The 24112-nt window shown below is 59.3% G+C and carries 23 protein-coding genes; 17 read left to right on the top strand and 6 right to left on the bottom strand.

Annotated elements, in window-relative coordinates:
* Window positions 1-136 precede the first annotated feature (136 nt).
* The 3 genes from I6L47_RS04165 (at window position 137) to I6L47_RS04155 (ending at window position 4261) form a co-directional block, all read left to right on the top strand.
* A complete protein-coding gene (locus I6L47_RS04165; protein WP_216948739.1) occupies window positions 137-1873 on the top strand; it encodes an ABC transporter transmembrane domain-containing protein in 1737 nt (578 codons plus the stop codon).
* The gene (locus tag I6L47_RS04160) at window positions 1870-3621 is read left to right on the top strand and encodes an ABC transporter transmembrane domain-containing protein (protein WP_216948738.1); all 1752 of its coding nucleotides are present in this window, start codon (window positions 1870-1872) and stop codon (window positions 3619-3621) included. Before I6L47_RS04165 ends, I6L47_RS04160 begins: the two co-directional genes overlap by 4 nt.
* A 166-nt stretch (window positions 3622-3787) precedes the next feature.
* Window positions 3788-4261, top strand: a complete 474-nt coding sequence (locus tag I6L47_RS04155) for a DUF4442 domain-containing protein (protein WP_019446113.1) — start codon at window positions 3788-3790, stop codon at window positions 4259-4261.
* Window positions 4262-4294: 33 nt separating this feature from the next.
* Here I6L47_RS04155 and ybcJ read toward each other — a convergent pair whose 3' ends face one another.
* Window positions 4295-4528: a ribosome-associated protein YbcJ gene (gene ybcJ / locus I6L47_RS04150; RefSeq protein ID WP_206899712.1), complete on the bottom strand. Its 234-nt coding sequence runs from the start codon at window positions 4526-4528 to the stop codon at window positions 4295-4297.
* Between the two features lie 260 nt (window positions 4529-4788).
* Here ybcJ and I6L47_RS04145 point away from each other — a divergent pair, with 260 nt between their 5' ends.
* The 3 genes from I6L47_RS04145 (at window position 4789) to pdxY (ending at window position 7251) form a co-directional block, all read left to right on the top strand.
* Window positions 4789-5352 carry a phaC PHA synthase gene (locus tag I6L47_RS04145; protein WP_216948737.1) on the top strand — a complete coding sequence of 188 codons (564 nt, stop codon included), beginning with the start codon at window positions 4789-4791 and terminating at the stop codon, window positions 5350-5352.
* An 84-nt stretch (window positions 5353-5436) separates the two neighbouring features.
* Window positions 5437-6213, top strand: a complete 777-nt coding sequence (locus tag I6L47_RS04140) for a DUF429 domain-containing protein (RefSeq protein WP_216948736.1) — start codon at window positions 5437-5439, stop codon at window positions 6211-6213.
* A 174-nt stretch (window positions 6214-6387) separates the two neighbouring features.
* Window positions 6388-7251, top strand: a complete 864-nt coding sequence (gene pdxY, locus I6L47_RS04135) for a pyridoxal kinase PdxY (RefSeq protein ID WP_019446110.1) — start codon at window positions 6388-6390, stop codon at window positions 7249-7251.
* A 107-nt stretch (window positions 7252-7358) separates the two neighbouring features.
* Here the strand turns inward: pdxY and I6L47_RS04130 are convergent, their stop codons facing one another.
* From I6L47_RS04130 to I6L47_RS04120, 3 genes are all read right to left on the bottom strand, one after another.
* The gene (locus I6L47_RS04130) at window positions 7359-8477 is read right to left on the bottom strand and encodes a glycerol dehydrogenase (protein ID WP_216948735.1); all 1119 of its coding nucleotides are present in this window, start codon (window positions 8475-8477) and stop codon (window positions 7359-7361) included.
* Between the two features lie 297 nt (window positions 8478-8774).
* Window positions 8775-9281: a GNAT family N-acetyltransferase gene (locus I6L47_RS04125; protein WP_216948734.1), complete on the bottom strand. Its 507-nt coding sequence runs from the start codon at window positions 9279-9281 to the stop codon at window positions 8775-8777.
* 91 nt (window positions 9282-9372) lie between these two features.
* Entirely contained in the window at window positions 9373-9765 is a 393-nt protein-coding gene (locus tag I6L47_RS04120; protein WP_127006563.1) for an NUDIX domain-containing protein, read from the bottom strand.
* Window positions 9766-10103: 338 nt separating this feature from the next.
* Between I6L47_RS04120 and I6L47_RS04115 the strand changes: the two genes are divergently transcribed.
* Complete coding sequence (locus I6L47_RS04115; RefSeq protein ID WP_216948733.1) at window positions 10104-10949, top strand: DUF5718 family protein; 846 nt, start codon at window positions 10104-10106, stop codon at window positions 10947-10949.
* A gap of 57 nt (window positions 10950-11006) precedes the next feature.
* Window positions 11007-11447, top strand: coding sequence for an acetyltransferase (locus I6L47_RS04110; protein WP_216948732.1), 441 nt, complete (start codon window positions 11007-11009; stop codon window positions 11445-11447).
* A 78-nt stretch (window positions 11448-11525) separates the two neighbouring features.
* On the opposite strand, the gene I6L47_RS04105 is transcribed toward I6L47_RS04110, so the two are convergent.
* Complete coding sequence (locus I6L47_RS04105; RefSeq protein ID WP_005352532.1) at window positions 11526-11846, bottom strand: DUF4377 domain-containing protein; 321 nt, start codon at window positions 11844-11846, stop codon at window positions 11526-11528.
* A 92-nt stretch (window positions 11847-11938) separates the two neighbouring features.
* Window positions 11939-13225, bottom strand: a complete 1287-nt coding sequence (locus I6L47_RS04100; RefSeq protein WP_005333572.1) for a citrate synthase — start codon at window positions 13223-13225, stop codon at window positions 11939-11941.
* A gap of 442 nt (window positions 13226-13667) precedes the next feature.
* Between I6L47_RS04100 and sdhC the strand changes: the two genes are divergently transcribed.
* From sdhC to I6L47_RS04055, 9 genes are all read left to right on the top strand, one after another.
* A complete protein-coding gene (sdhC, locus tag I6L47_RS04095) occupies window positions 13668-14045 on the top strand; it encodes a succinate dehydrogenase cytochrome b556 subunit (protein WP_021231296.1) in 378 nt (125 codons plus the stop codon).
* Complete coding sequence (gene sdhD, locus I6L47_RS04090; RefSeq protein WP_005333558.1) at window positions 14039-14383, top strand: succinate dehydrogenase, hydrophobic membrane anchor protein; 345 nt, start codon at window positions 14039-14041, stop codon at window positions 14381-14383. Before sdhC ends, sdhD begins: the two co-directional genes overlap by 7 nt.
* 1 nt (window position 14384) lies before the next feature.
* Window positions 14385-16151 (top strand): succinate dehydrogenase flavoprotein subunit, encoded by a 1767-nt coding sequence (gene sdhA, locus I6L47_RS04085; RefSeq protein ID WP_013723668.1) that lies wholly within the window; start codon window positions 14385-14387, stop codon window positions 16149-16151.
* 16 nt (window positions 16152-16167) lie between these two features.
* On the top strand, window positions 16168-16884 hold the full coding sequence (locus I6L47_RS04080) for a succinate dehydrogenase iron-sulfur subunit (protein WP_005333549.1): 717 nt from the start codon (window positions 16168-16170) through the stop codon (window positions 16882-16884).
* Between the two features lie 115 nt (window positions 16885-16999).
* The gene (gene sucA, locus I6L47_RS04075; RefSeq protein ID WP_005333548.1) at window positions 17000-19807 is read left to right on the top strand and encodes a 2-oxoglutarate dehydrogenase E1 component; all 2808 of its coding nucleotides are present in this window, start codon (window positions 17000-17002) and stop codon (window positions 19805-19807) included.
* A 35-nt stretch (window positions 19808-19842) separates the two neighbouring features.
* Window positions 19843-21033 (top strand): 2-oxoglutarate dehydrogenase complex dihydrolipoyllysine-residue succinyltransferase, encoded by a 1191-nt coding sequence (gene odhB, locus I6L47_RS04070; protein ID WP_216948731.1) that lies wholly within the window; start codon window positions 19843-19845, stop codon window positions 21031-21033.
* Window positions 21034-21204: 171 nt separating this feature from the next.
* Window positions 21205-22371 carry an ADP-forming succinate--CoA ligase subunit beta gene (sucC, locus tag I6L47_RS04065; protein WP_005346090.1) on the top strand — a complete coding sequence of 389 codons (1167 nt, stop codon included), beginning with the start codon at window positions 21205-21207 and terminating at the stop codon, window positions 22369-22371.
* A complete protein-coding gene (gene sucD / locus I6L47_RS04060) occupies window positions 22371-23243 on the top strand; it encodes a succinate--CoA ligase subunit alpha (RefSeq protein WP_005333542.1) in 873 nt (290 codons plus the stop codon). Before sucC ends, sucD begins: the two co-directional genes overlap by 1 nt.
* 125 nt (window positions 23244-23368) lie before the next feature.
* Window positions 23369-23836: a GNAT family N-acetyltransferase gene (locus I6L47_RS04055; RefSeq protein WP_216948730.1), complete on the top strand. Its 468-nt coding sequence runs from the start codon at window positions 23369-23371 to the stop codon at window positions 23834-23836.
* Window positions 23837-24112 lie beyond the last annotated feature (276 nt).

Genomic DNA, 24112 nt, shown 5'->3' with positions numbered 1-24112 from the left:
GTTCGGGATATGATGAGCTTTCGTTCGAATCGCCTCCAGCCGGAGGCGATTGTTTTCATTCTTCTATTTCTGCGTGGCTTCTCTGATGGCCGCTCCTTGGAGCGGTCACGGGCAGAGAGCGCTAAAGGTTGGTGGTGTGAGCGTATTTCTACGATTGAGCTGGTTTTTCAAGGAGCAGTGGCCCCGTTATCTGGCTGCCATCTCCCTGCTGCTGATGGTGGCCCTGTTGACCGTTATTCCGCCCAAAGTGGTGGGCTGGGTGGTGGATGGCATCACCAAGGGCGGTCTCGACAATGGTACCTTGATGCGCTATCTGGCGGGGCTGTTTGGTCTGGGTGTGCTGATTTATCTGCTGCGCTACGTCTGGCGGGTGATGCTGTTCGGTGCCTCTTACCGTCTGGCCTATGTGTTGCGCAATCGCCTTTTCAGCCATTTCACCCGGATGAGCCCCGATTTTTATCAGCGCCACCGTACTGGCGATTTGATGGCCCATGCCACCAATGACATTCAGGCGGTGGAGATGACCGCTGGCGAAGGGGTGCTGACTCTGGTGGACTCCATCATGGTCGGGGTATTGGTGCTCTCCATCATGTGCAGCCAGTACTCCTGGCAGTTGACGCTGGTCTCCTTGCTGCCGCTGCCGGTGATGGCCTATTTCATGAACCGCTTCGGCACCCAGATCTACACCCAGTTCAAGGCGGCGCAAGGGGCCTTCTCCAAGCTCAACAACAAGACCCAGGAGGCCCTTTCCGGCGTGCGGGTGCTGAAATCCTATGCGGTTGAATCGCTGGAAGATGAGGGCTTTGCCGAGCTGACCAAACAGGCGGGGGAGCGCAATATGGCGGTGGCCCGCATCGATGCCAAATTCGATCCGGTCATCTATCTCTGTATCGGTTGTTCCTACTTCCTCGCGGTGGCGGGGGGCAGTGTGCTGGTGCTGCGCGATGAGTTGACCCTGGGTGAGCTCACCAGCTTCACCATGTACCTCGGCCAGCTGATCTGGCCGATGTTTGCCATCGCCTGGCTGTTCAACATCATCGAGCGGGGCAGCGCCGCCTACTCCCGTATCGAAAGCCTGCTGGGGGAGCGCAGCGATATCGAAGAGCCCGCCCAGCCGGCCGCGTTTACCTCTGCCTTTCCTTTGCAGATCAAAGGGGTGAGCTATCGACTCGAGCAGCGCACCCTGCTTGCGGATATCGACGTTACCCTCAAGCAAGGGGGGATGCTCGGGGTGGTGGGGCGCACCGGGGCAGGCAAGAGTTCCCTGCTCAAGCTGCTGATGCGCCTTGCCAATCCGACTCACGGTTCGATAGCCATGGGGGGCGTACCGATTGACCAGTTGCCGCTCGCCACACTGCGCAGCCAGTTTGCCTATGTGCCACAGGAGCCATTCCTGTTTTCCACCACTATCGCCGCCAATATCGCCCTGGGCAAACCCGATGCGAGCCGCGAGGAGGTCGAACGGGTGGCACGCATTGCCTGTGTCCACGATGATATCGTGCGTTTCCCCAAGGGCTATGAGACCGAGGTGGGGGAGAAAGGGGTGACCCTCTCCGGCGGCCAGAAACAGCGGCTGGCCATTGCCCGCGCCCTGCTGCTGGAGGCGCCCATTCTGGTGCTCGATGATGCGCTCTCGGCGGTGGATGCCCACACCGAGCAGCAAATTCTGCACGCTCTCAAAGCCCATCGTCGCACCCTGATCCTGGTCAGCCATCGCATGACGGCGGTGGAGCAGGCTGACGAGATCCTGGTGTTGGAGCAGGGGGCCATTAGCGAGCGAGGTCATCACGGTGCCCTGATGGCGCACAATGGCTGGTACGCAGATATGGTGCGTTACCAGCGTCTCGAAGAAGCGGTGGAGGAGAGCCTGTGAATCCGACCATTAAACGACTGCTCGCCTACTGCGCCCAGTATCCTCGCTGGCTTATTCAGGCGGGGATCTGTTTGCTGCTTGCCACCGGCGCCGAAGTGGCCGGGCCGCTGCTGATCAAGCTCTTTATCGATGACTATCTGGCGCCTCGCAATATCGTGCTGCCCACCATAGCCCTGATTGCGGCGGGCTATCTGGGTTTGCAGGTGCTCTCGGCGGCGGGCTTCTATTTGCAATCCCTGCGCTTTAACCGCATCGCCCAGGCGGTGGTGCAAACCCTGCGCGAGCAGGTATTTGCCACCGCGATCCGGTTGCCGGCCCGCTACTTTGACAAGCATCGCTCCGGCTCGCTGATTTCCCGCATCACCAACGACACCGAGGCGATCATGAACCTCTATGTGCAGGTGATCGGCTTGCTGGTGCAAAAGGTGGTGCTGTTGTGCGGCATCCTCATCTCGATGGCGCTGCTGGATCTGCGGCTGATGCTGGTCTGCTCCCTGCTGCTGCCCGCCGTGGGCGGGGTGATGTGGCTCTACCAGAAACTGAGTGTGCCGGTGGTGCGAGCGACTCGCAGCCTGCTCTCCGACATCAACAGCCGCCTCAACGAGTCGCTGCAGGGGATGCCGGTCATTCAGGCGATGGTGCAGGAGCGCCACTTTGCCAACGCTTTTGCCGAGGTGAACCAGCAGCACTGGTCGGCACGGATCAAGAGCCTCAAGATCAACGGCATTTTGCTGCGCCCGCTCATCGATCTCTTCTACATGATGGTACTGATTGGCCTGTTGGCGCTGTTCGCCCACGAGGGACTGAGCCACGCGGGTGCCATTCAGGTGGGGGTGCTCTACGCCTTTATCAGCTATCTGGGGCGGATGATCGAGCCGCTCATCGAGATGACCAACCAGCTTAACCAGCTGCAGCAGGCGATGGTGGCGGGGGAGCGGGTCTTTGCCCTGCTCGATGAAACCCGCGAGAGCACCGAGGGCGAGCTGCGCCCGCTGGAAGGGCGGGTCAGTTTCGAGCGGGTGAGCTTCTCCTACGATGGTGAGCAGCAGGTGCTGCGGGAGGTCAGTTTTTCCGCAAAACCGGGCCAGATGCTGGCGCTGGTGGGCCATACCGGCAGCGGCAAGTCCACCATCATCAGCTTGCTGATGGGCTTCTATCCGCTGGATCAGGGGCAGATCCGCTTCGATGATCACGCACTGGATACCCTGTCGCTGGCGGCGGTGCGCCGCAGCATCGGGTTGGTGCAGCAGGATCCCTTTATCTTCGTCGGCACTCTGGCGGAGAACCTGCGTCTCGGCCGCGCCGGCATAGATGACGCGCGGCTCTGGCAGGCGCTGAGCGAGGTGCAGTTGGCAGAGTTTGTGCGCAGCTTGCCACAGGGGATCAACACCCTGATGGAGGAGGGTGGCAAGAACCTCTCCGCCGGTCAGCGGCAACTGCTCTCCTTTGCCCGTGCACTGGTGGGAGATCCGCGTATCCTCATTCTGGATGAAGCGACGGCCAGCGTGGACTCCCAGACCGAGTTGGCGCTGTCGCAGGCGATCTCTGCCGCCCGTCGTGGCCGCACCACCATCGCCATCGCCCACCGCCTCTCGACCATCGTCGATGCGGACGAGATCCTGCTGCTCTCCCGCGGTCAGGTGAATGAGCGGGGTACCCATGGTGAGTTGATGGCCCTCGGCGGTCACTATGCCCAGCTGTTCGAGATGCAGAGTCAGGGGGCCTGGCTCGAAGAGAAGCGCGCCTGATCGGCACATTTGCTGTAACAGCGACATGAGCGAAAAGAGGGAACCGGTGCGGTTCCCTCTGTTTTTTTGCGTTGGGCAAAGGTCGTAACCGTGATCCCTGTGCTTGTCGAATGGCGCAGATGCAGGCAACATGTTGTTTACATTAACTCATCGGATCAGTTCGCATATGGATTTGCAACGCTTCAAAGCCAATCTGGCACTTCGGCTGTTTGCCTGGCGCTATATTCCCGTCATCGGGTTTTGTGCCCCGATCATCGAAGAGATGAACGCCAAGGCGCTGCGCATTCGCATTCCCCTTGGCTGGCGTACCCGCAACCACCTGGGCAGCATGTATTTTGGCGCGCTGGCGACCGGCGCCGATCTGGTAGGAGGTCTGCTGGTGATGGAGAAGGGGCGGCAGCGGCGCAAGAAGGTGCACTTCGCCTTCAAGGATGTGCAGGGGGAGTTTTTGAAACGACCGGAGGGGGATGTGCAGTTCGACTGCGCAGCGGGGGAGGAGATTGACGCCATGATCGACGAATCGCTGGCAAGCGGTCAGCGCATCAATCGCCCCATCCAGGTGGTGGCCACTTGTCCGTCATTGAACGGGGATGAGGCGATGGCGCGTTTTGTGCTGACCCTGTCGATCAAGGCCAGCTAGCGGGTTGCCGGAGAGTGGCTCCCCGAGACGGGGTTAGCCAAGCTCCGGGCTGACGCCCTCTTTCACCACGACCTTCATGCCGTTGAAGTTGACCACCTGTTCGGCCACGATCTTGCAGCGCTTGCGGGTCTCCACCTGACCGTCCACCTCGACCAGCCCTTCGGCAACGAGGGCTTTGGCGGCGCCGCCACAATCGGCCCACCCCTGATGTTTGATAAGGTCACACAAGGCAACGAAGGGGTGACCTTCGAGCAGAAACGTCTCCATGGGAAATCCTCTAGATGGATGAATGCCGGATACAGCAGGGCGACTATTTTAGGCAGTTCGCTCAGGCAAAGAAAGGAAGAGGGACTACTCGCTGTGAAAAAGTGGCCGATTGTTCTTGAGTTGGCGCTTTCGCAAGTCCTGATGGAGAGGTGAGAGGGCCAACCGTGACGTATCGTGACGCACCTCGTCCCTGCTGGTGTGCCCACACTCGCCCCTGACTGTTAGGATCGGGTCACTCTCAATGGCCCAAGGAACTTCCCATGACACTCTCCCGCCTGCTGCTGGTGTGCAGCACCCTTACTCTGTGCGGTGTCGCGCAGGCCAGTACTCCGGTGCAGGTCTCGCTGCCAGGGGTCAATTTGCCCGCGTCCCATCAGGTGGAAGGGGCGCGCGCATCGCTGCTCTACGGTCGGACCGGTCAGGTGAAGGGCATTGATCTGCCGATCTTCGCCCTCTCCGATGTGGATCAGTTCAGCGGCCTGCAGCTCGGGATCTTCCTCGGTGCCGGTCGGGTGCGCCACCAGTTTGGCGGGGTCGCCATCAATGCCATCAACTGGCACGAAGGGCAGGATACCGGCGTCAATCTGGGGCTGGTCAACCTGACCAATAACGTACAGGGGCTCAACTGGGGGGCGGTCAATATCGCCAAGGGCAATGCGCTGGCCAACATCGGCTTCGTCAACTATGCCGAGCGTACCACCTTCCAGATTGGCTTTATCAATGCGACCAAGCACCTCGACGGCTTGCAGATCGGGCTGGCCAACTATGCCGCCAACGGCGTGTTCCCCATTCTGCCGCTGGTGAACTTCCAGAAATCATTCTGACCAAGGCAGTTCGCTTTGCGTTAAGGGCCTCTGCTGATTACCCTGTGCCTCTTGCAACTTGTGATAGGCGAACAGAGGTAATTGATGACGGCAGGGCAAATGAGTGCAATCGGGATCGGCTGGGATGTGCGTGGCTGGCAGGGCAGTGCCCAGGCGGTGGCTGTGGTGGGCTGGCAGGCCGAATCCAACCGCCTGCACTGGCTCGGGGTGTCGCCGCTGTTTCGCCTGAGCTCGCGGGTGGCGCCGGATCTGGCCGCCCTGTTGCGTCCGGCCCTGCAAAACGAGCTGACCCTGATGCAGGTAGAAGCCTGCCCGCAACTGGCGCTCGGTATCGATGCGCCGCTCGCCTTTCCCCGCGCCTTGCGGGATCTGCTCAACGGCCAGCCACATAGCTGCGCCGCTCCCGAGCGGGAGATAGACAACCCCTACGCCTATCGTGACTGCGAGCGCTGGTTGTATCAGCAGTACGGCAAGAAGCCGCTCTCGGCCACCTTCGACCGGCTCGGTAACAATGCGACCCTGGCGCTCTCCATGCTGCCGCGACTCTCGGATCTGCAACTGGTGCCGACCGTTGCCCCGAAGGCCAGTCGCGCCGTGCTGGAGGTCTATCCGGCATTGGCCAAAGTGGGCGGCAAGGCCTCCCCGGCACGGCCCGAGCTGGCGGCGCAGCTGCCTGCGGATGTGCTGGTCGGCACTGATCGCTATGATGCGGCGCTCTGCGCCCTGATGGCGCTGCAATATGCCGCTGGTGGCAAGGTGACGGTATTGCCTGAGCTGATTTCGCCACCCAGTGACATGCCGTGTGATGAGGGATGGGTCTATCACTTTGCTCGTCATGGCGTTGAGCACAACGGCATGTGATGGACGGTGACGCGGCGGATCATGGCGCCGCTCATCCTGTCGACGCGGGCCAAATGGCGCAAAAAACCTGTCTTTAGTCAGGAAATTGCCTGTTCATCCCGCGCCAAGGTGGCGCATCGTTATCTTCATCCGATATATTGCCCACCTTGCTGATCCTTTGCTGTGGTATTCCCGATGAAATCCGTTCTCTCTATTCAGTCCCACGTGGTCTTTGGTTGTGCCGGCAACAGCGCGGCCGTCTTCCCCATGCGCCGCCTCGGTATGGATGTATGGCCCATCAACACGGTGCAGTTTTCCAACCACACCCAATATGCCCAGGGGTGGCAGGGAATGGCGATGCCGGCGGGTCATATCAGTGCGCTGGTGAAAGGATTGGGCAATATCGAGGTGTTGAGCCAGTGTGACGCCGTGCTGAGCGGCTACCTTGGCTCCGCCGAGCAGGGGGACGAGATCCTGACCGTGGTCAACGCCGTCAAGGCGGCCAACCCCGATGCCATCTACTTCTGCGACCCTGTGATGGGTCACCCGGAGAAGGGGTGCATCGTTGCCCCCGGCGTCACCCGTTTCCTGACCGAGCAGGCGCTGCCGGTGGCCGACATGATGGCCCCCAACCTGCTGGAGCTGGAGACCCTCTGTGATACCCATCTGGCTGATCTGGATCAGACCCGCGCGGCTGCCCATCAGCTGCTGGCCCGCGGCGTCAAGCTGGTGCTGGTCAAGCATCTCGGTCGTGCGGCGCAGGACTCCAGCCGCTTCGAGATGCTGCTGGCCACCCCGCAAGGGGATTATCTGATTGCCCGTCCGCTCTATGACTTTGCCCGCCAGCCGGTGGGGGTGGGCGATCTTATCAGCGCCCTGATGCTGGCCAATTTGCTGGCCGGTCACGATGCGGTCAGCGCGTTCGAGCGCACCAACGCCTCGGTGGATGCGGTGCTGCAGGAGACCTGGCGCCAGCAGGCTTACGAGCTGCAACTCATCGCTGCGCAAGATGCCTTCGCCCTGCCAGAGGTTGCAGTGCGAGCGGTGAAACTGCCCTGAGTCAACGCGGACTTTCGTCTATCCCGACAAGGGGGTGGGATGCAGATGAAAAAGGCTTGCCAATGGGCAAGCCTTTTCACTGTTTGCCTATTTAGTGCGGCAAGCAATCAGATGCGGGGATGGCGGAGGCGATAACGCTCAGCCATGGCATTGGCCGCTACCATGGCGGCGTAGACATCCTGTTCACTCACTGTCATCGGCATGTTGCCCATGGTATCGAGGGGATCGCAGGCCAGCTGCGCCACCTTGCGCCACTCGCTTTCATCAAAGTGGGTGAGCCCCAGCTCTTGCAGCGTCATGGGCAGACCTGCACAGTCGATGATGCGAAACACTTCATCAAGTTCATGTTGCGGGGCGCGCTCAAGCACGAGTTGGGTCAGCAGGCCGAAGATTACCTTCTCGCCATGCTGGGCGCGATGGAGCTCCGCGATCAGTGACATGCCGTTGTTGACGGCATGAGCTGCGGCCAGTCCACCGGCTTCTGCACCGACCCCGCTGAGGTAGATGGTGGCCTCGATAACCTGCTCCAGCGCCGGGGTCGAGACATGGTGGCGTATCGCATCCATGGCCAGCTCGATGTTCTCACCAAGCAGCTCGTAACAGAGCTTTGCCAGACCAAGGCCAGTGCGTGAAGGGCGCTTGCCGACCAGATTGAGCCCGTCCGACCGATAGCAGGCGCGCGCCTCGAAATAGGTGGCCAGGGCATCACCAACGCCTGCGGAAAAGAAGCGGGGAGGGGCGGCGGCAATGATGGCCGTGTCAGCCAGCACCACGTCCGGATTTTGCGGCAGGAACAGATAGCGCTCAAATTCACCCGCCTGGTTATAGATCACCGCCAGTGCCGTGCAGGGGGCGTCCGTGGAGGCAATCGTCGGGAATAGCACAACCGGACGGCGCAGATAGAAGGCCACGGCCTTGGCGACATCCAGCGTCTTGCCGCCGCCGATCCCGACAATCACGTTCGCACCATATTGCTCTGCAAGGTGGGTCAGGCGGTGGATCTCCTGTTCTGTGCATTCATAGCGAAACTTGTCGACCACTCCCCTGAGGCCTGCCTGCAGGAGCCCCGCCAAAGCTTCTTCCCGTACCCGCTCCAGAATGAACTCATCGCTGATGAGCAACGCATAGTCACCAAAATCTTTAACGTGCTCATGGAGTTGCAGGAGAAGGTGTTGACCGATGATGAACTTTTTGGGGGAGGTAACTGTACGGGGCAAAGTGGGCATCCATTATTCCTCAAGGCAGTGAACAACATAGATTTGATTATCAAATGGGTCTCTCACGATACGCCTGATGAAGCAATAGATGAAGAAGAAAAGGGGGGCGTTTTAATCATTAATTAATCTTTCTGTTTGTTTGGCTGTATTTTGGGGCGGCGATTGGCGGTGTTGAGGCATACAGGCGCAATGGCCGTATCGTGGCAATCCGTCGCAAGCCATACTGCTGCAACAAACAGTCACGCTGGCAACAAGCAGGGCCGCTTGGTGCGGCCCTGCTGTATTTGGATAAGGGATAGGGGATGGTCAGAGCGGTTTGTAGAAGATGACGGTCGCAGCAAGGGAGCCATCGGCGTTGCGTGCAAAGCTCGGGATCTGGCCCGCGTCCAGATAGCCGAGTTGACGATAGAGGTGGGAGGCCACATCACCGGCGCGAGTATCCAGCACCAGCAGCGAACGGCCCGCGGCATGGGCGCCTTGTTCCAAGGCCTGCATCAGCGCACGACCGACACCTTTACCTCTCGCCGTTTGCAGTACCATCAATTTTTCCACTTCGGCCCGGTGGCGACCGTTGGCCTTGCCACAGAGCGCGAGCTGAACCGCTCCCACGAGCTGTTGTTGCTCAAGGGCAAGCCACAGCTTTCGGTGACCTGCCGCTAGATCCGCTTCAACTCCTTGCCAGTAGCGGGTAGATTCCTCCGTGGTCAGCGGCGGTAAAAAACCGACCGAGGCGCCGCTATCGACACAATCTTGCAGCAGGGTGATGAGCGCACTTTGGTAGGTTGCTGCGCTCTTAACTTCCACAATGTTCATCTGACATCCTTGTCGTTGCGTTGCTATGTGGCTGATTGCCACCGTTGGTTCATATGAGGTGGGTACGTATGCTTGCCGCGAGTACGGCTTGTCAGCGGATCAGCTCCTGCTCAACCAGCCAGGTAAACAGCAGGCGGGAGACGGGGGAGAGCTCATCGAGGTGAGAGCTGTCGAGCCAGCGCAGCTCGGCAATTTCTGCCGAGGCGATCGGGGTGCCGCTCGCTTCGCCGGTGTAGCAGCGCAGTCGCACCTCGACTCCTGCCGGTTTGCCATCGGCCTGAGCGCTGAACTCGCAGACAAAGCGCAGGGTATCGGGTTGCAGGGTGACAGCCAGCTCCTCTTCAATCTCGCGGATCAGAGCCGCCTCGTCGCTCTCGCCCGGTTCCCGCTTGCCGCCCGGGATGTAATAGATGTCCTTGCCGTGGGAGCGGGCGCAGAGCAGCTGCTGATCTTTAAAAGTGAGCCAGGCGAGTTTGTCGATCATCTGTTTTCTCTCCAATGGGGTTGCCGTGATGAGCTGTGGCGCACTCAAGCGCACAGTTGTTTTGCATGCCGGCAGCCTAACAAAGATGAAGTTGAGTCCCAAGGAGAAAGAGAGGATAGGCCGGAAACGCACTGTTTCCAGCGCGGTGACCGCGTAGCTGAATGAGTGCGCAATGGCTGGTTCGCCACAGCTTTCTCGTCTCTAAAAAAGCGGACTGGCGCACATCACGACAGGACCGGACTGGGCGAAGGCGGGGCCCTTGTGGTTTAATCTTGCCACTTTAGCGGTAGTGGGCGACGGGCCTGCTACCTTGCGTGGGCAAGATGCAGGTGAGCAAGATGCAGATAGTAGCAGAGAGCAAATTTATCGGACTCGGGGTCGCGGGCAATTTCGCCGGTCATCTGGAGCAGGCGGGTGAAGCGTCGGATTTCGTAGCGGTAGTCGTGCGCGATACCACGGCGCCCAAGGCGCTCTTTCCCTTCTTTGTGCCGGGCCATCCGGGTCAGCTCGGGGTATTCCCGTTGAGCGACAAGGCGATCTTCCTGCCGGAAGCGGCGGTCAGCGGTGACGAGAAGGTGCAGATCGAGCCGGAAGTGGCCCTCTGGTGCGAGCTGGAGTATGCCGGCAAGCAGGTGGTGGCGATCCATCCCCGCGCCTTTGGTGCCTATAACGACTGCTCCATCCGCCGTCCCAACGCCAAGAAGATCAGCGAGAAGAAGAACTGGGGCGAAGAGAGCAAGGGGCTGGCGGCCAAGCTGCTGCCGCTTTCCGGTTTTGCCGCCGGTTGCGAACTCGATGACTATCGTATCGCCTGCTATCTGGAGCGGGACGGTGAGCTGCACGCCTACGGGGTAGACAGCGCCGCCATCGACTACAGCTACTTCCACGGCAAGCTGCTCGACTGGGCCATCGACAAGTTCAATCATCAGCAGGATGAGGGGCCGGCGGAGCACATTCAGGGACTGCTGGCGCAGGCGGGACATCCTCCCCATGCGCTCATCAGTATCGGTGCCACCCGCTATACCCCGTTTGGCGAGACCCACTTCCTCAAACCGGGCGACATCTCCTGCGTAGTGGTCTATCCGGGCAGCCGTTATAGCGAAGCGGATATTCGCGAAGCGATCCGCAGCCGCAACTTTGGCGCTGATATGTCGGTGCTGCTGCAGGCGGTGCAGGCGCGCTAATCACCGTTGCCAGTGGGAAGATGTCTCTTCCCGCTGGTTATCATATCGAGTCATTTCATGACGATTGTTCCGGTATCCCGGGCCGATTATCCGGCCCTGATCGAGCTGTGGGAGGCCTCTGTGCGGGCGACCCACCACTTCCTGCCCGAGGCCGAGATCCTCGCGCTTAAACCGCTTATTCTGGAGCACTACTTCGATGCGGTGACACTGCACAGTGCCCGTACAGAAGAGGGGCTGATTACGGGTTTTAGCGGAGTGTACGAGGGCAAGCTGGAGATGCTGTTTGTGGCTCCCGAGGCGCGCGGCAGTGGCGTGGGGCGTTTGCTGGTGGCACATGCCATCACGCAGGGCGGCGCGACGCAAGTTGACGTCAACGAGCAGAACGAACAGGCGGTGGGCTTCTATCTGAAGATGGGATTCACCGTGACGGGTCGTTCGCCGCTGGATGGTCAGGGCAAGCCCTATCCGCTGCTGCATATGGCGCTGGCGCCGACCTGATCGTGCCTGATGAGGCGCAGTACCCATAAACCAACGGGGGGATGGCATCAGCCATCCCCCGTTTTTTGATCGTGTTTGTTACTTGCTGGCGACCTTGTTCACCACCTTGATCAGCTGATAGCGCACGGAGGGGGCATCGGCCGGCACATCGGTGAGCTGCTCCTTGCTGACTGTGAGCTGGTAGCGATAGCCAGGCTCGAACTGGAAACCTTCAATATTTTGGTAGAACAGCGTCCAGGGCTGCTGCTCATCGCTGCGAACCTGCATGCACTGCATCGGGCCAACTCCGACGCAATCGACCAGCTGGCTGTTGATATAGAGGGTCTCCCCCTGTGACGGGGCGGGGGCGCTCTGGCAGGCGGTCAGCAGCAAGGCTGCGCTGATAAACAGTGGTTTCATAATGGACTCCTTAACGCGAAAGGGGGCATTAGAGCGGCAAACAAAAAGGCGGTCAATGACCGCCTTTGTAACAAACCATATCAGCGCAGTGGTTAGCGTTGCTCGAGCGGAGTGAACTCGCGCAGCGGGTGGCCCACGTAGAGCTGGCGTGGACGACCAATCTTGCTGTCCGGGTCTGAGTGGAACTCGTTCCAGTGGGCAATCCAGCCAATGGTGCGGGAGATGGCGAAGATCACGGTGAACATGCTCATCGGGATGCCGATCGCCTTCATGATGATGCCGGAGTAGAAGTCCACGTTCGGGTAGAGTTTCTTCTCGACGAAGTAGGGGTCGGAGAGCGCAATGCGCTCCAGCTCCATGGCCACATCCAGCAGCGGATCCTTGATCTGCAGTTCAGTGAGTACTTCGTGGCAGGTTTCGCGCATCACAGTGGCACGAGGGTCGTGGTTCTTGTAGACGCGGTGACCGAAGCCCATCAGACGGAACGGATCATTCTTGTCCTTGGCCTTGGCGATGTACTCGGGGATGCGATCCACCGAGCCGATCTCTTCCAGCATGCGCAGGCAGGCTTCGTTGGCACCACCGTGGGCCGGTCCCCACAGGGAGGCGATCCCCGCGGCGATACAGGCGAACGGGTTGGCACCGGAGGAGCCAGCCAGACGAACGGTGGAGGTGGAGGCGTTCTGCTCGTGATCCGCATGGAGGGTAAAGATACGATCCATGGCGCGTTCAACGATGGGGTTGACCTTGTACTCTTCGGTCGGCACGCCAAACATCATGTGCAGGAAGTTACCGGCATAGGAGAGGGCGTTACGCGGCTGCATGAACGGCTGGCCGATGGAGTACTTGTAACACATGGCGGCCAGAGTCGGCATCTTGGAGAGCAGACGGAAGGCACAGATCTCGCGATGCTGCTCGTTGTTGATGTCGAGGGCATCGTGATAGAAGGCGGAGAGGGCGCTGACTACACCGCACATGATGGCCATGGGGTGGGAGTCGCGACGGAAGCCGCGGAAGAAGAAGGCGATCTGCTCGTGCACCATGGTGTGGCGGGTGACCAGGCGTTCGAATTCGGCATATTGGGCCTTGGTCGGCGCTTCGCCGTACAGCAGGATATAGCAGACTTCCAGATAGGTGGCCTGAGTGGCCAACTGGGCGATGGGGTAACCACGGTGCAGCAAGACACCCTGATCCCCGTCAATGTAGGTAATGGCAGATTTGCAAGAACCGGTGGCCATAAAACCGGGGTCAAAGGTGAAATACCCCTGTGATCCCAATTTTCTGACATCGATGACATCCGGGCCGATGGTGCCGGAGAGGATCGGCAGTTCGACCGGATCTTTTCCGGGCAGGTGTAGGGTGGCTATCTTATCAGCCATAGCACGTCTCCTTTGCTCTTTATAATTTGGTTCCAGTCCTACTCTATTACGACTTTTATGACGCTGGCAAAGGTTGTTACCCATACCGAAGTGGCTGGAGCGCCTTATTTGAAACAGAGTTCCTTATCAATGTCAATTTTGCTGGAACCCCATTAATGGCATTAATGAAATGTTAAATTAAATATGCGATCGAGTTTGCGGTTTTGTGTTTTCTTTGTAGCTAATTGATTGTCTTCGGTTAAGGCCGCCGATATACTGCGCCACGTGGGTCATGGCTGCGGGTGTTTGAAACGCTTTGGCAAAGCCTGATGTGAAACCGAAAACTCGCGTTTTGGCTTTTTCAGAGTGTTTTGGTAACAAAAAACCAACAATCACCATTCCGTGCCCTCAAGTGTGAGTTAAAACAATAACTAACGTGCTCAATGGAGCTGAGTGGGCAAGCGTGAAAAACAAACAGAGACCGGTCAACCTCGACCTACAGACGATCAGCTTTCCTGTCACTGCCATTGCATCCATCCTGCACCGTGTTTCAGGGGTCATTACCTTTGTTGCACTGGGCATCTTGCTGTGGATGCTTGGTACTTCACTCGCCTCTCCCGAAGGGTTTGCAACCGTGGTTGCCATCATGGACAACTTCCTGGTCAAACTCGTGCTGTGGGGGATCCTGACTGCGCTGGCATACCACATTGTGGGCGGCTTGCGTCATCTGGTCATGGATATGGGCTATTGGGAAGAGCTGGAATCCGGCAATCAGAGCGCCCGCGTGGCCTTCGTGATCACCGCGATCCTGGCTGTATTGGCGGGAGTGCTTGTATGGTAACCAATTCTGCAACCTTCGGGCGCAGCGGCGTTCATGATTACATCCTGATCCGCGCCACCGCCCTCATCATGACCTGTTATGTCCTCTATCTGGTGGGCTTTGTCGCGTTCAACGACATCACCTACGAGGTGTGGGCAGGCTTCTTCGCCAAAACATTCACCAAAGTATTCACCCTGTTGACCCTGCTCTGCGTACTGATCCACGCCTGGATTGGTCTGTGGCAGGTGCTGACTGACTATATCAAGCCGGTAGGGCTGCGCGGGGCGCTGCAATTTGCCTTGGTCGTGGTGCTGTTTGTCTATCTGATGACGGGTTTCGTCGTGCTGTGGGGTGTGTAAGGTGACTATTCCAACTCGTGAATTTGATGCGGTGGTGATTGGTGCCGGTGGTGCCGGTATGCGCGCCGCGCTGCAGATTGCCCAGTCCGGCAAGAGCTGCGCTCTGTTGTCCAAGGTTTTTCCAACCCGTTCTCACACTGTTTCCGCTCAGGGCGGGATCACGGTTGCGCTGGGCAATGCCCATGATGACAACTGGCAGTGGCATATGTATGACACGGTAAAAGGTTCCGATTACATCGGTGATCAGGAAGCCATCGAGTACATGTGCAAAACCGGCCCCGAGGCTATCTATGAGCTGGAGAACATGGGGCTGCCCTTCTCCCGTTTCGACAACGGGTCTGTCTACCAGCGTCCGTTTGGTGGTCAGTCCAAGAATTTCGGTGGCGAGCAGGCTGCTCGTACCGCAGCGGCCGCCGACCGTACCGGTCACGCCCTGCTGCACACCCTTTACCAACAAAACGTCAAGAACAAGACCACCGTCTTCTCCGAGTGGTATGCGCTGGATCTGGTGAAAAACCAGGATGGCCATGTGGTGGGTTGTACCGCCATCGATATGGAGAGCGGTGAAGTGGTCTACTTCAAGGCCAAGGCCACCGTGCTGGCGACTGGCGGTGCCGGTCGTATCTACCAGTCCACCACCAACGCCCACATCAATACAGGTGACGGTGTCGGCATGGCGCTGCGTGCCGGCGTCGGCGTGCAGGATATGGAGATGTGGCAGTTCCACCCGACCGGCATCGCCGGGGCAGGGGTGCTGGTAACCGAAGGCTGCCGTGGTGAAGGCGGCTATCTGCTCAATAAAGATGGCGAGCGCTTCATGGAGCGTTACGCGCCAAACGCCAAGGACTTGGCCGGTCGCGACGTGGTGGCCCGCTCCATCATGATCGAGATCCGTGAAGGCCGTGGCTGCGATGGTCCCTGGGGACCGCACATCAAGCTCAAGCTGGATCACCTCGGCAAAGAGGTGCTGGAATCCCGTCTGCCGGGGATCTGCGAGCTCTCTCGCACCTTCGCCCACGTGGATCCGGTCAAAGAGCCGATCCCGATCATCCCGACCTGCCACTACATGATGGGCGGCGTGCCGACCAACGTGAATGGCCAGTGCCTGACCCAGGACAAGAACGGCAACGATGTACCGGTGGTCGGTCTGTTTGCGGTGGGCGAGATTGCCTGCGTCTCCGTGCACGGCGCCAACCGTCTGGGTGGCAACTCCCTGCTGGACCTGGTGGTGTTCGGCCGCGCTGCCGGCATGCATCTGGTCAACACCCTGGGCGAGATGGAGCACGGTCGTGATGCTTCCGAGTCGGATCTGGATGCCGCACTGGCCCGCTTCAACCGCTGGGAAAATTGCCGTGACGGGGAAGACCCGGTGCAGATCCGCAAAGACCTGCAGCGCTGCATGCAGAACAACTTCTCCGTATTCCGCGAAGGTGCGGCGATGGCAGAAGGGTTGGCCGAGCTCAAAGTTATCCGCGAGCGCCTCAAGTCAGCCCGTCTGGATGACACCTCCAAAGAGTTCAACACCCAGCGCATCGAGTGCCTGGAGCTGGACAACCTGATGGAGACGGCGTTTGCCACGGCGGTTGCCGCCAACTTCCGTACCGAGAGTCGCGGTGCTCACTGCCGCTTCGACTTCCCGGATCGCGACGATGAGAACTGGCTGTGCCACAGCCTCTATCATCCAGACACCGAGTCCATGACCCGTCGCGCTGTCAACATGTCACCCAAGACCCGTGAGGCGTTCCCGCCCAAGGTCCGGACTTACTGATTGCGGAGCCAGCCCTATGAACGTCACATTCTCTGTCTACAGATACAATCCGGATGTTGATAACGTCCCCCATATGAAGGAATATCGTCTTGATATTCCTGAAGGTTCCGACATGATGGTGCTCGACGCACTGATCCAGTTGAAAGAGCTGGATCCCACGCTCGCCTTCCGCCGCTCTTGCCGCGAAGGGGTCTGTGGATCAGACGGTCTCAACATGAATGGCAAGAACGGTCTTGCCTGTATCACCCCGCTCTCCGACCTGCTGAAGAAGGGCAATAACGTCGTTATCCGCCCCTTGCCCGGCCTGCCGGTGATCCGTGATCTGGTGATCGACATGACCCAGTTCTACACCCAGTGGGAGAAGGTCAAACCCTTCCTCATCAATGATGACAAGTTGCCGCCGGTGCGTGAGCACCTGCAATCCCCCGAAGAGCGCGCCAAGCTTGACGGCCTGTACGAGTGCATTCTCTGTGCCTGCTGCTCCACTTCGTGCCCCTCCTTCTGGTGGAATCCCGACAAGTTCATCGGTCCGGCCGGGCTGCTCGCCGCCTACCGCTGGCTGGCTGACAGCCGCGACACCGCGACCACCGAACGACTGGGGAATCTGGACGACGCATTCAGCGTGTTCCGCTGCCATGGCATCATGAACTGCGTGAACGTCTGTCCGAAAGGCTTGAACCCGACCAAGGCGATTGGTCAGATCAAGTCGATGTTGCTCAATCGGGCTGTTTAGTATCAGGGCCGGCCGCGTGCTGGCCCGACCTCTGGATAGCCATCCCACCCGTGGCAGGATGGCTATTTGACCCCTACAAGCTGCGCAGCAGTAACAAGAAGTACAAGGGATAGAAATGCATAACGGCGTGATGAAGGCCTGGTTGGAGTCATCTCACCTGGCTGGTGCGAATGCAAGCTATATAGAGGATTTGTACGAATCCTTCCTGGAAAATCCTGACTCCGTGTCCGACGAGTGGCGCAGCCTGTTTAGCGAGCTGCCCCAGGTCAATGGCCATGCGGTTGAACAACCCCACTCCCAGGTCCGCGATTATTTCCGTCGTCTGGCCAAGGATCCCTCTCGCTACAGTGCTCCCGTCTCCGATCCGCAAGTGGATGCCAAGCAGGTGCGGGTATTGCAGCTGATCAACGCCTTCCGTTTCCGTGGTCACCAGAATGCCAATCTGGACCCGCTGGGCCTGTGGCAGCGTGAAACCGTTGCCGAACTGGATCCTGCGTTCCACAACCTGCAGGGCGCAGATATGGAGGCCACCTTCAATGTGGGCTCCTACGCCATCGGTCGCGAGACCATGGTGCTCTCCGACCTCTACGCCTCGCTGAAGAAGACCTACTGCGGCTCCATCGGCGCCGACTACATGCACCTCACCTCCACGGAAGAGAAGCGCTGGCTGCAACAGCGTCTCGAATCCATTGAAGGGAAGGGGAGCTACACCCTCGAAGAGAAGACCCGTTTCCTCGAGAGCCTGACCGCCGCCGAAGGGCTGGAGAAATATCTGGGCGCCAAGTTCCCGGGAGCCAAGCGCTTCTCGCTGGAAGGTGGCGACGCCATGATCCCCATGCTCAAGGAGCTGATCCGTCGCGCCGGTGAGCAGGGCTGCAAAGAGGCCGTTATCGGTATGGCCCACCGCGGTCGTCTCAACGTGCTGATCAACGTGCTGGGCAAGCGCGCTCAGGACCTGTTCGACGAGTTTGCCGGCAAGCACGGCGAATCCTGGGGTACCGGTGATGTGAAGTACCACATGGGCTTCTCCTCCGACTTCGCCACCCCGGGTGGCAACGTCCACCTTGCGCTGGCGTTCAACCCCTCTCACCTCGAGATCGTCAACCCTGTGGTCATCGGCTCGGTCCGTGCCCGTATGGATCGTCGCGGTGACAAGGATGGCTCCAGCGTGTTGCCCATCACCATTCACGGTGACTCGGCCATGGCCGGTCAGGGCGTGGTGGCCGAGACCTTCAACATGTCCCAGACCCGTGCCTATGGTGTCGGCGGGACGGTGCGCATCGTCATCAACAACCAGGTTGGTTTCACCACCTCCTATATCCGTGACCTGCGCTCCACCGAATATTGCACCGACATCGCCAAGGCGGTGCAGGCGCCGGTGCTGCACGTCAACGGGGATGATCCGGAAGCCGTGGTGCTGGTGACCCAGATTGCCTTGGATTACCGCAACACCTTCAAACGCGACGTGGTGATCGAACTGGTTTGCTACCGTCGTCACGGTCACAACGAAGCGGACGAGCCGAGCGCGACCCAGCCGCTGATGTACCAGAAGATCAAGCAGCACCCGACCCCGCGCAAGATCTACGCCGATCAGCTGGTGGCCGAGGGGAGCCTCGCTCAGGAACGGGCGACCGAACTGGTCAACGAGTATCGTGAAGCGCTGGATCGCGGCGAACGGGTGAGCAAGGAGTGGCGGCCGATGGAGCTACACTCCGTCGACTGGACCCCTTATCTGGGCCACGACTGGAACATGGCCTATGAGAGTGCCGTGCCGATGGATCACCTCAAGAGCCTCGGCGAGCGGGTGAGCCAGTATCCGGCGACCCACGTGCTGCAGCGTCAGGTCGAGAAAATTTACGAAGACCGCCGTCTGATGGCCGCGGGCGAGAAGCTGGTGGATTGGGGCTTTGCCGAGACCCTGGCCTACGCCACTCTGGTGGACAAGGGGTCCCGCATCCGCTTTACCGGTGAAGACTCCGGCCGTGGCACCTTCTTCCACCGCCACGCCGTGCTGCACAGCCAGACCGATGCCAGCACCTATACCCCGCTGTGCAACCTGCACGACGAGCAAGGCCCGTTCGAGGTGTATGACTCTGTGCTGACCGAGAACGCGGTACTGGCCTTTGAATATGGCTACGCCAGCGCCGAGCCGGCTGGCCTCACCATCTGGGAAGCCCAGTTCGGCGACTTCGCCAACTGTGCTCAGGTAGTGGTGGATCAGTTCCTCTCCTCCGGTGAGCAGAAGTGGGGCCGGATGTGCGGCCTGACCATGTTGCTGCCGCACGGTTACGAGGGGCAGGGCCCGGAGCACTCCTCCGCCCGTCTGGAGCGTTATCTGCAGATGTGTGCCCAGCACAACATGCAGGTGTGCGTGCCCTCTACCCCGGCGCAGGTGTTCCATATGCTGCGTCGTCAGGTTGTGCGCCCGATGCGCCGTCCGCTGATCGTCATGACGCCCAAATCCCTGCTGCGCCATCCGCTGGCGGTGAGCAAGCTCGAAGAGCTGGCGGAAGGAACCTTCCAGAACGCCATCGGCGAGATCGATGCGCTGGATCCGAAAGCGGTCAAGCGGGTGGTCTTCTGCTCCGGCAAGGTCTACTACGACTTGCTCGATGCCCGTCGCAAGGCCGAGCAGCAAGATGTGGCACTGGTGCGAATTGAGCAGCTCTACCCCTTCCCGGAAGAGGAAGTGCGCGCCATTCTGGCCGATTACAGCCACGTCACCGACTTTGTCTGGTGTCAGGAAGAGCCGCAGAACCAGGGCGCCTGGTACTGCACCCGTCACCACTACGATGGCGTGCTGCCAGCCGGAGCCACCCTGCGTTATGCCGGTCGCCCCGCGTCAGCCTCACCGGCCGTCGGTTATATGTCTGTCCACGCCAAGCAGCAAAAAGCCTTGGTGGAAGATGCCCTTACCCTGTAAAGCCTCTGGCATAGAAGTAAAAAGGAACTGATTGGATGACTATCGAAATCAAGGTACCGGATCTGCCGGAATCAGTGGCCGATGCCACTATCGCCACCTGGCACAAAAAACCGGGCGATCTGGTCGCCCGTGACGAAGTGCTGGTCGACATCGAGACCGACAAGGTGGTGCTGGAAGTGCCGGCACCGCAAGCCGGTGTGCTGGGGGATATTCTGCAAGGGGAAGGGGCGACCGTGTTGTCCCGTCAACTGATTGCCATCCTCACCGCCGCTCCGGTGGCCGGTGAAGAGACCAAAGAGAAACCCGCTGAAGCGGTTGCCGATGATGGTGCCGATGGCTTGAGCCCCTCGGTGCGCCGCCTGATTGGTGAGCACGATATCGACGTGACCAAGCTGACCGGTACCGGCAAGGGTGGTCGCATCACCAAGGATGATGTGGAAGCCTTCATCAAGGCCAAGAGCCAGTCTGCGGTAGCCGCACCGGTCGCAACTGCAGCCCCGGCAGCCAAGGTTGCCCCGCTGGGTGGTCGTACCGACAAGCGGGTACCGATGACCCGTCTGCGCAAGCGCATTGCCGAGCGTCTGCTGGAAGCGAAAAACACCACCGCCATGCTGACCACCTTCAACGAGGTCAACATGAAGCCCATCATGGATCTGCGCAAGCAGTACGGCGAGATCTTCGAGAAGAAGCACGGCATCAAGCTCGGCTTCATGTCCTTCTACGTGAAGGCGGTAGTGGAGTCCCTCAAGCGCTATCCGGAAGTGAACGCGGCGCTCGATGGCGATGACGTGGTTTACCACAACTACTTCGACGTCAGCATCGCCGTCTCTACCCCCCGTGGTCTGGTGACGCCGGTGCTGCGCGACTGCGACAACATGAGCCTGGCGGACATCGAGAAGGCCATCAAGGATCTGGCGGGCAAGGGCCGTGACGGCAAGCTGACGGTGGATGAACTGACTGGCGGCAACTTCACCATCACCAACGGTGGCGTGTTCGGCTCCCTGATGTCCACCCCGATCATCAACCCGCCCCAGAGCGCCATTCTGGGCATGCACAAGATCCAGGATCGCCCGATGGCCGTTGACGGCAAGGTCGAGATCCTGCCGATGATGTATCTGGCGCTCTCCTACGATCACCGTCTCATCGACGGACGCGAATCGGTAGGCTTCCTGGTCTCCGTCAAGGAGCTGCTGGAAGACCCGACCCGTCTGTTGCTGGACGTCTAAGCCTGTGGCACCCGGGCAAGGGGTTTGCGCCCCGAGCTGAGTGTGCTGCTGGACGTTTGAGTAATACCCGAGCGATTGAAAGATAACGAGGGGCCGCCCAGGCCCCCATTCACAGGGGATTGAGAAACACCAGCCCCGGACGGAAATACCTACAACACGGATAGAGCATCTATGAATCTGCATGAATATCAGGCAAAACAGCTGTTTGCCGAGTATGGCCTGCCGGTCTCCGAAGGTTATGCCTGTGCTACCCCACAAGAAGCGGCCGAAGCGGCCGACAAGATTGGCGGCAATACCTGGGTCGTCAAATGCCAGGTACACGCCGGTGGCCGCGGTAAAGCGGGCGGCGTGAAAGTGGCCAAGAGCAAGGATGAGATCCGTGCTTTTGCCCAAAACTGGCTTGGCAAAAATCTGGTGACCTACCAGACCGATGCCAACGGCCAGCCGGTCACCAAGATCCTGGTGGAATCTTGCACCGACATCGCCAAAGAGCTCTACCTGGGCGCCGTGGTTGACCGTGGTTCGCGCCGTGTGGTCTTCATGGCCTCAACCGAAGGTGGCGTGGATATCGAGAAGATCGCCCACGAAACCCCCCATCTGATCCACAAGGCCACCCTGGACCCGCTGGTTGGCCCGCAGCCCTATCAGGCCCGCGAACTGGCCTTCAAACTGGGTCTGGTCGGCGATCAGATCAAACAGTTCACCAAGATCTTCATGGGTCTGGGCCAGATGTTCCTGGATTGCGATTTCGCGCTGCTGGAGATCAACCCGCTGGTGATCACCGCGCAGGGCAACCTGCACTGCCTGGATGGCAAGATCAACATCGATGCCAACGCACTGTATCGTCAGCCCAAGCTGCGCGAGATGCACGACCCGTCACAAGATGACCCCCGCGAAGCGCACGCCGCCCAGTGGGAGCTCAACTATGTGGCCCTCGATGGCAATATCGGCTGCATGGTCAACGGCGCGGGTCTGGCCATGGGCACCATGGACATCGTCAACCTGCACGGCGGCAAGCCGGCCAACTTCCTTGACGTCGGCGGCGGCGCCACCAAGGAGCGCGTAACCGAGGCGTTCAAGATCATCCTCTCCGACAGCAACGTCAAAGCGGTGCTGGTCAACATCTTCGGCGGCATCGTGCGCTGCGACATGATCGCGGAAGGCATCATAGGTGCGGTCAAGGAAGTGGGGGTCAAGGTGCCCGTCGTGGTCCGTCTGGAAGGCAACAACGCCGAGCTGGGTGGTATCAAGCTGGCCGAGAGCGGCCTCAACATCATTGCGGCCAAGAGTCTGACCGATGCCGCGCAGCAAGTCGTCAAAGCAGCGGAGGCCAACTGATGAGCGTACTGATCAACAAGGACACCCGAGTCATCTGCCAGGGCTTTACCGGCGGTCAGGGGACTTTCCACTCCGAGCAGGCGCTCTCCTATGGTACCCAGCTGGTGGGCGGCGTCTCCCCCGGCAAGGGCGGCACCACCCATCTGGGTCTGCCGGTGTTCAACACTGTCCGTGACGCGGTCGAAGCGACCGGCGCCACCGCCTCCGTCATCTATGTTCCGGCGCCGTTCTGCAAGGATGCCATCCTGGAAGCGATCGACGCGGGCATCAAGCTCATCGTCACCATCACCGAAGGCATCCCGACTCTGGATATGCTGGACGTCAAAGTGAAGCTGCAAGAGACCGGCGTGCGGATGATCGGCCCCAACTGCCCGGGCGTTATCACCCCGGGTGAGTGCAAGATCGGCATCATGCCGGGCCACATTCACAAGCCGGGCAAGGTGGGCATCGTCTCCCGCTCCGGCACCCTGACCTACGAAGCGGTTAAGCAGACCACTGACGAGGGCTTTGGCCAGTCCACCTGCGTCGGTATCGGTGGCGACCCCATCCCGGGCTCCAACTTTATCGACATTCTGGAGATGTTCCAGAACGACCCGCAGACCGAAGCGATCGTGATGATCGGCGAGATCGGCGGCAACGCCGAGGAAGACGCTGCCGCCTATATCAAGGCCCACGTCACCAAGCCGGTGGTCTCCTATATCGCCGGTGTTACTGCCCCTCCCGGCAAGCGGATGGGCCACGCTGGCGCCATCATCTCGGGTGGCAAGGGTACTGCCGCCGAGAAGTTTGCCGCGCTGGAAGATGCTGGCGTGAAAACCGTCCGCTCCCTGGCCGATATCGGCAAGGCCCTGCGCGAAGTGACCGGCTGGTAAGTTAGCCTGTTATCTCAGATAGCAAAATGCCGCCCTTTCGGGCGGCATTTTTATTTCTAATGATTTGACATCATAATTCATTATCGAGAATCTAATAATATTTTGTATCTTGTCACTGGGGATATATGGAAATTTCATTGCTTGCGGATCATCCGCATGATGTATCGACGATAGTTGGCTGGTATTTCGATGAGTGGGCCTCTCAGGTGCCCGGCGTTACGAAAGAGATGGTACGTAAAAAGGTTGAAGTCAAAGCCTTGAATAGAAATATCCCATTTAGCCTGGTCGCGCATGACGATAGCGAACAGGTTGGAACATTGGAACTGAAAATCCAGGAAAATAAAAACTACCCTGAATATGAATTCTGGGTTGGTGGTATATATGTTCCAGCGCCGCACCGCAGAAAAGGCATCGCCAAAAAAATGATTAATGTCGCCAAGGATATGGCCGTTTCCCGCGGTGTTGCGACACTCTACTTGCAGTGCGAAACACATAACGTTGACTTCTATCGTCAGCAAGGCTTCAACGCAATACATAAATCAACCCACGGTCACTGGGAAACGACCATCATGGTATGGCACGCGGTTGTATAAAATGGTTGAAAAGGTAGGTCGCTGGATGGGTGACATTTGGCCTACCTGATTGAGAGAGTTTACCGTGATTGGTTATTCGTATTGAATGGTTATTAGGCTACAAGAAGCCTGCGCTTGATAGCGTATTGTTCGAGTCGATACTGTGATTCACCACGGAAGTTTCCCTGTTTCCAGGCAAATAAAATCCCGTGAATTAACATCATCACGTTCGATCATGTCAACCATCTCGTATGTTGGGCTAAAAAGGGTAGGTTGGTGCTGAACGAAGTGAAGCCC

Source organism: Aeromonas sp. FDAARGOS 1417, from assembly GCF_019046985.1.
In the GTDB taxonomy this organism is placed as follows: Bacteria; Pseudomonadota; Gammaproteobacteria; order Enterobacterales; family Aeromonadaceae; genus Aeromonas; species Aeromonas veronii.
Note: the sequence above shows the minus strand (reverse complement) of the source record. Positions and strands in the feature narration are given on the sequence as shown.

What these genes read in the sequence shown, in the direction of transcription:
- I6L47_RS04155 (WP_019446113.1), top strand. Translation starts at nt 3,788, where the DNA reads ATGGATTTGCAACGCTTCAAAGCCAATCTGGCACTTCGGCTGTTTGCC.
- ybcJ (WP_206899712.1), bottom strand. Translation starts at nt 4,528, where the DNA reads ATGGAGACGTTTCTGCTCGAAGGTCACCCCTTCGTTGCCTTGTGTGAC.
- I6L47_RS04145 (WP_216948737.1), top strand. Translation starts at nt 4,789, where the DNA reads ATGACACTCTCCCGCCTGCTGCTGGTGTGCAGCACCCTTACTCTGTGC.
- I6L47_RS04140 (WP_216948736.1), top strand. Translation starts at nt 5,437, where the DNA reads ATGACGGCAGGGCAAATGAGTGCAATCGGGATCGGCTGGGATGTGCGT.
- pdxY (WP_019446110.1), top strand. Translation starts at nt 6,388, where the DNA reads ATGAAATCCGTTCTCTCTATTCAGTCCCACGTGGTCTTTGGTTGTGCC.
- I6L47_RS04130 (WP_216948735.1), bottom strand. Translation starts at nt 8,477, where the DNA reads ATGCCCACTTTGCCCCGTACAGTTACCTCCCCCAAAAAGTTCATCATC.
- I6L47_RS04125 (WP_216948734.1), bottom strand. Translation starts at nt 9,281, where the DNA reads ATGAACATTGTGGAAGTTAAGAGCGCAGCAACCTACCAAAGTGCGCTC.
- I6L47_RS04120 (WP_127006563.1), bottom strand. Translation starts at nt 9,765, where the DNA reads ATGATCGACAAACTCGCCTGGCTCACTTTTAAAGATCAGCAGCTGCTC.
- I6L47_RS04115 (WP_216948733.1), top strand. Translation starts at nt 10,104, where the DNA reads ATGCAGATAGTAGCAGAGAGCAAATTTATCGGACTCGGGGTCGCGGGC.
- I6L47_RS04110 (WP_216948732.1), top strand. Translation starts at nt 11,007, where the DNA reads ATGACGATTGTTCCGGTATCCCGGGCCGATTATCCGGCCCTGATCGAG.
- I6L47_RS04105 (WP_005352532.1), bottom strand. Translation starts at nt 11,846, where the DNA reads ATGAAACCACTGTTTATCAGCGCAGCCTTGCTGCTGACCGCCTGCCAG.
- I6L47_RS04100 (WP_005333572.1), bottom strand. Translation starts at nt 13,225, where the DNA reads ATGGCTGATAAGATAGCCACCCTACACCTGCCCGGAAAAGATCCGGTC.
- sdhD (WP_005333558.1), top strand. Translation starts at nt 14,039, where the DNA reads ATGGTAACCAATTCTGCAACCTTCGGGCGCAGCGGCGTTCATGATTAC.
- I6L47_RS04080 (WP_005333549.1), top strand. Translation starts at nt 16,168, where the DNA reads ATGAACGTCACATTCTCTGTCTACAGATACAATCCGGATGTTGATAAC.
- sucA (WP_005333548.1), top strand. Translation starts at nt 17,000, where the DNA reads ATGCATAACGGCGTGATGAAGGCCTGGTTGGAGTCATCTCACCTGGCT.
- odhB (WP_216948731.1), top strand. Translation starts at nt 19,843, where the DNA reads ATGACTATCGAAATCAAGGTACCGGATCTGCCGGAATCAGTGGCCGAT.
- sucC (WP_005346090.1), top strand. Translation starts at nt 21,205, where the DNA reads ATGAATCTGCATGAATATCAGGCAAAACAGCTGTTTGCCGAGTATGGC.
- sucD (WP_005333542.1), top strand. Translation starts at nt 22,371, where the DNA reads ATGAGCGTACTGATCAACAAGGACACCCGAGTCATCTGCCAGGGCTTT.
- I6L47_RS04055 (WP_216948730.1), top strand. Translation starts at nt 23,369, where the DNA reads ATGGAAATTTCATTGCTTGCGGATCATCCGCATGATGTATCGACGATA.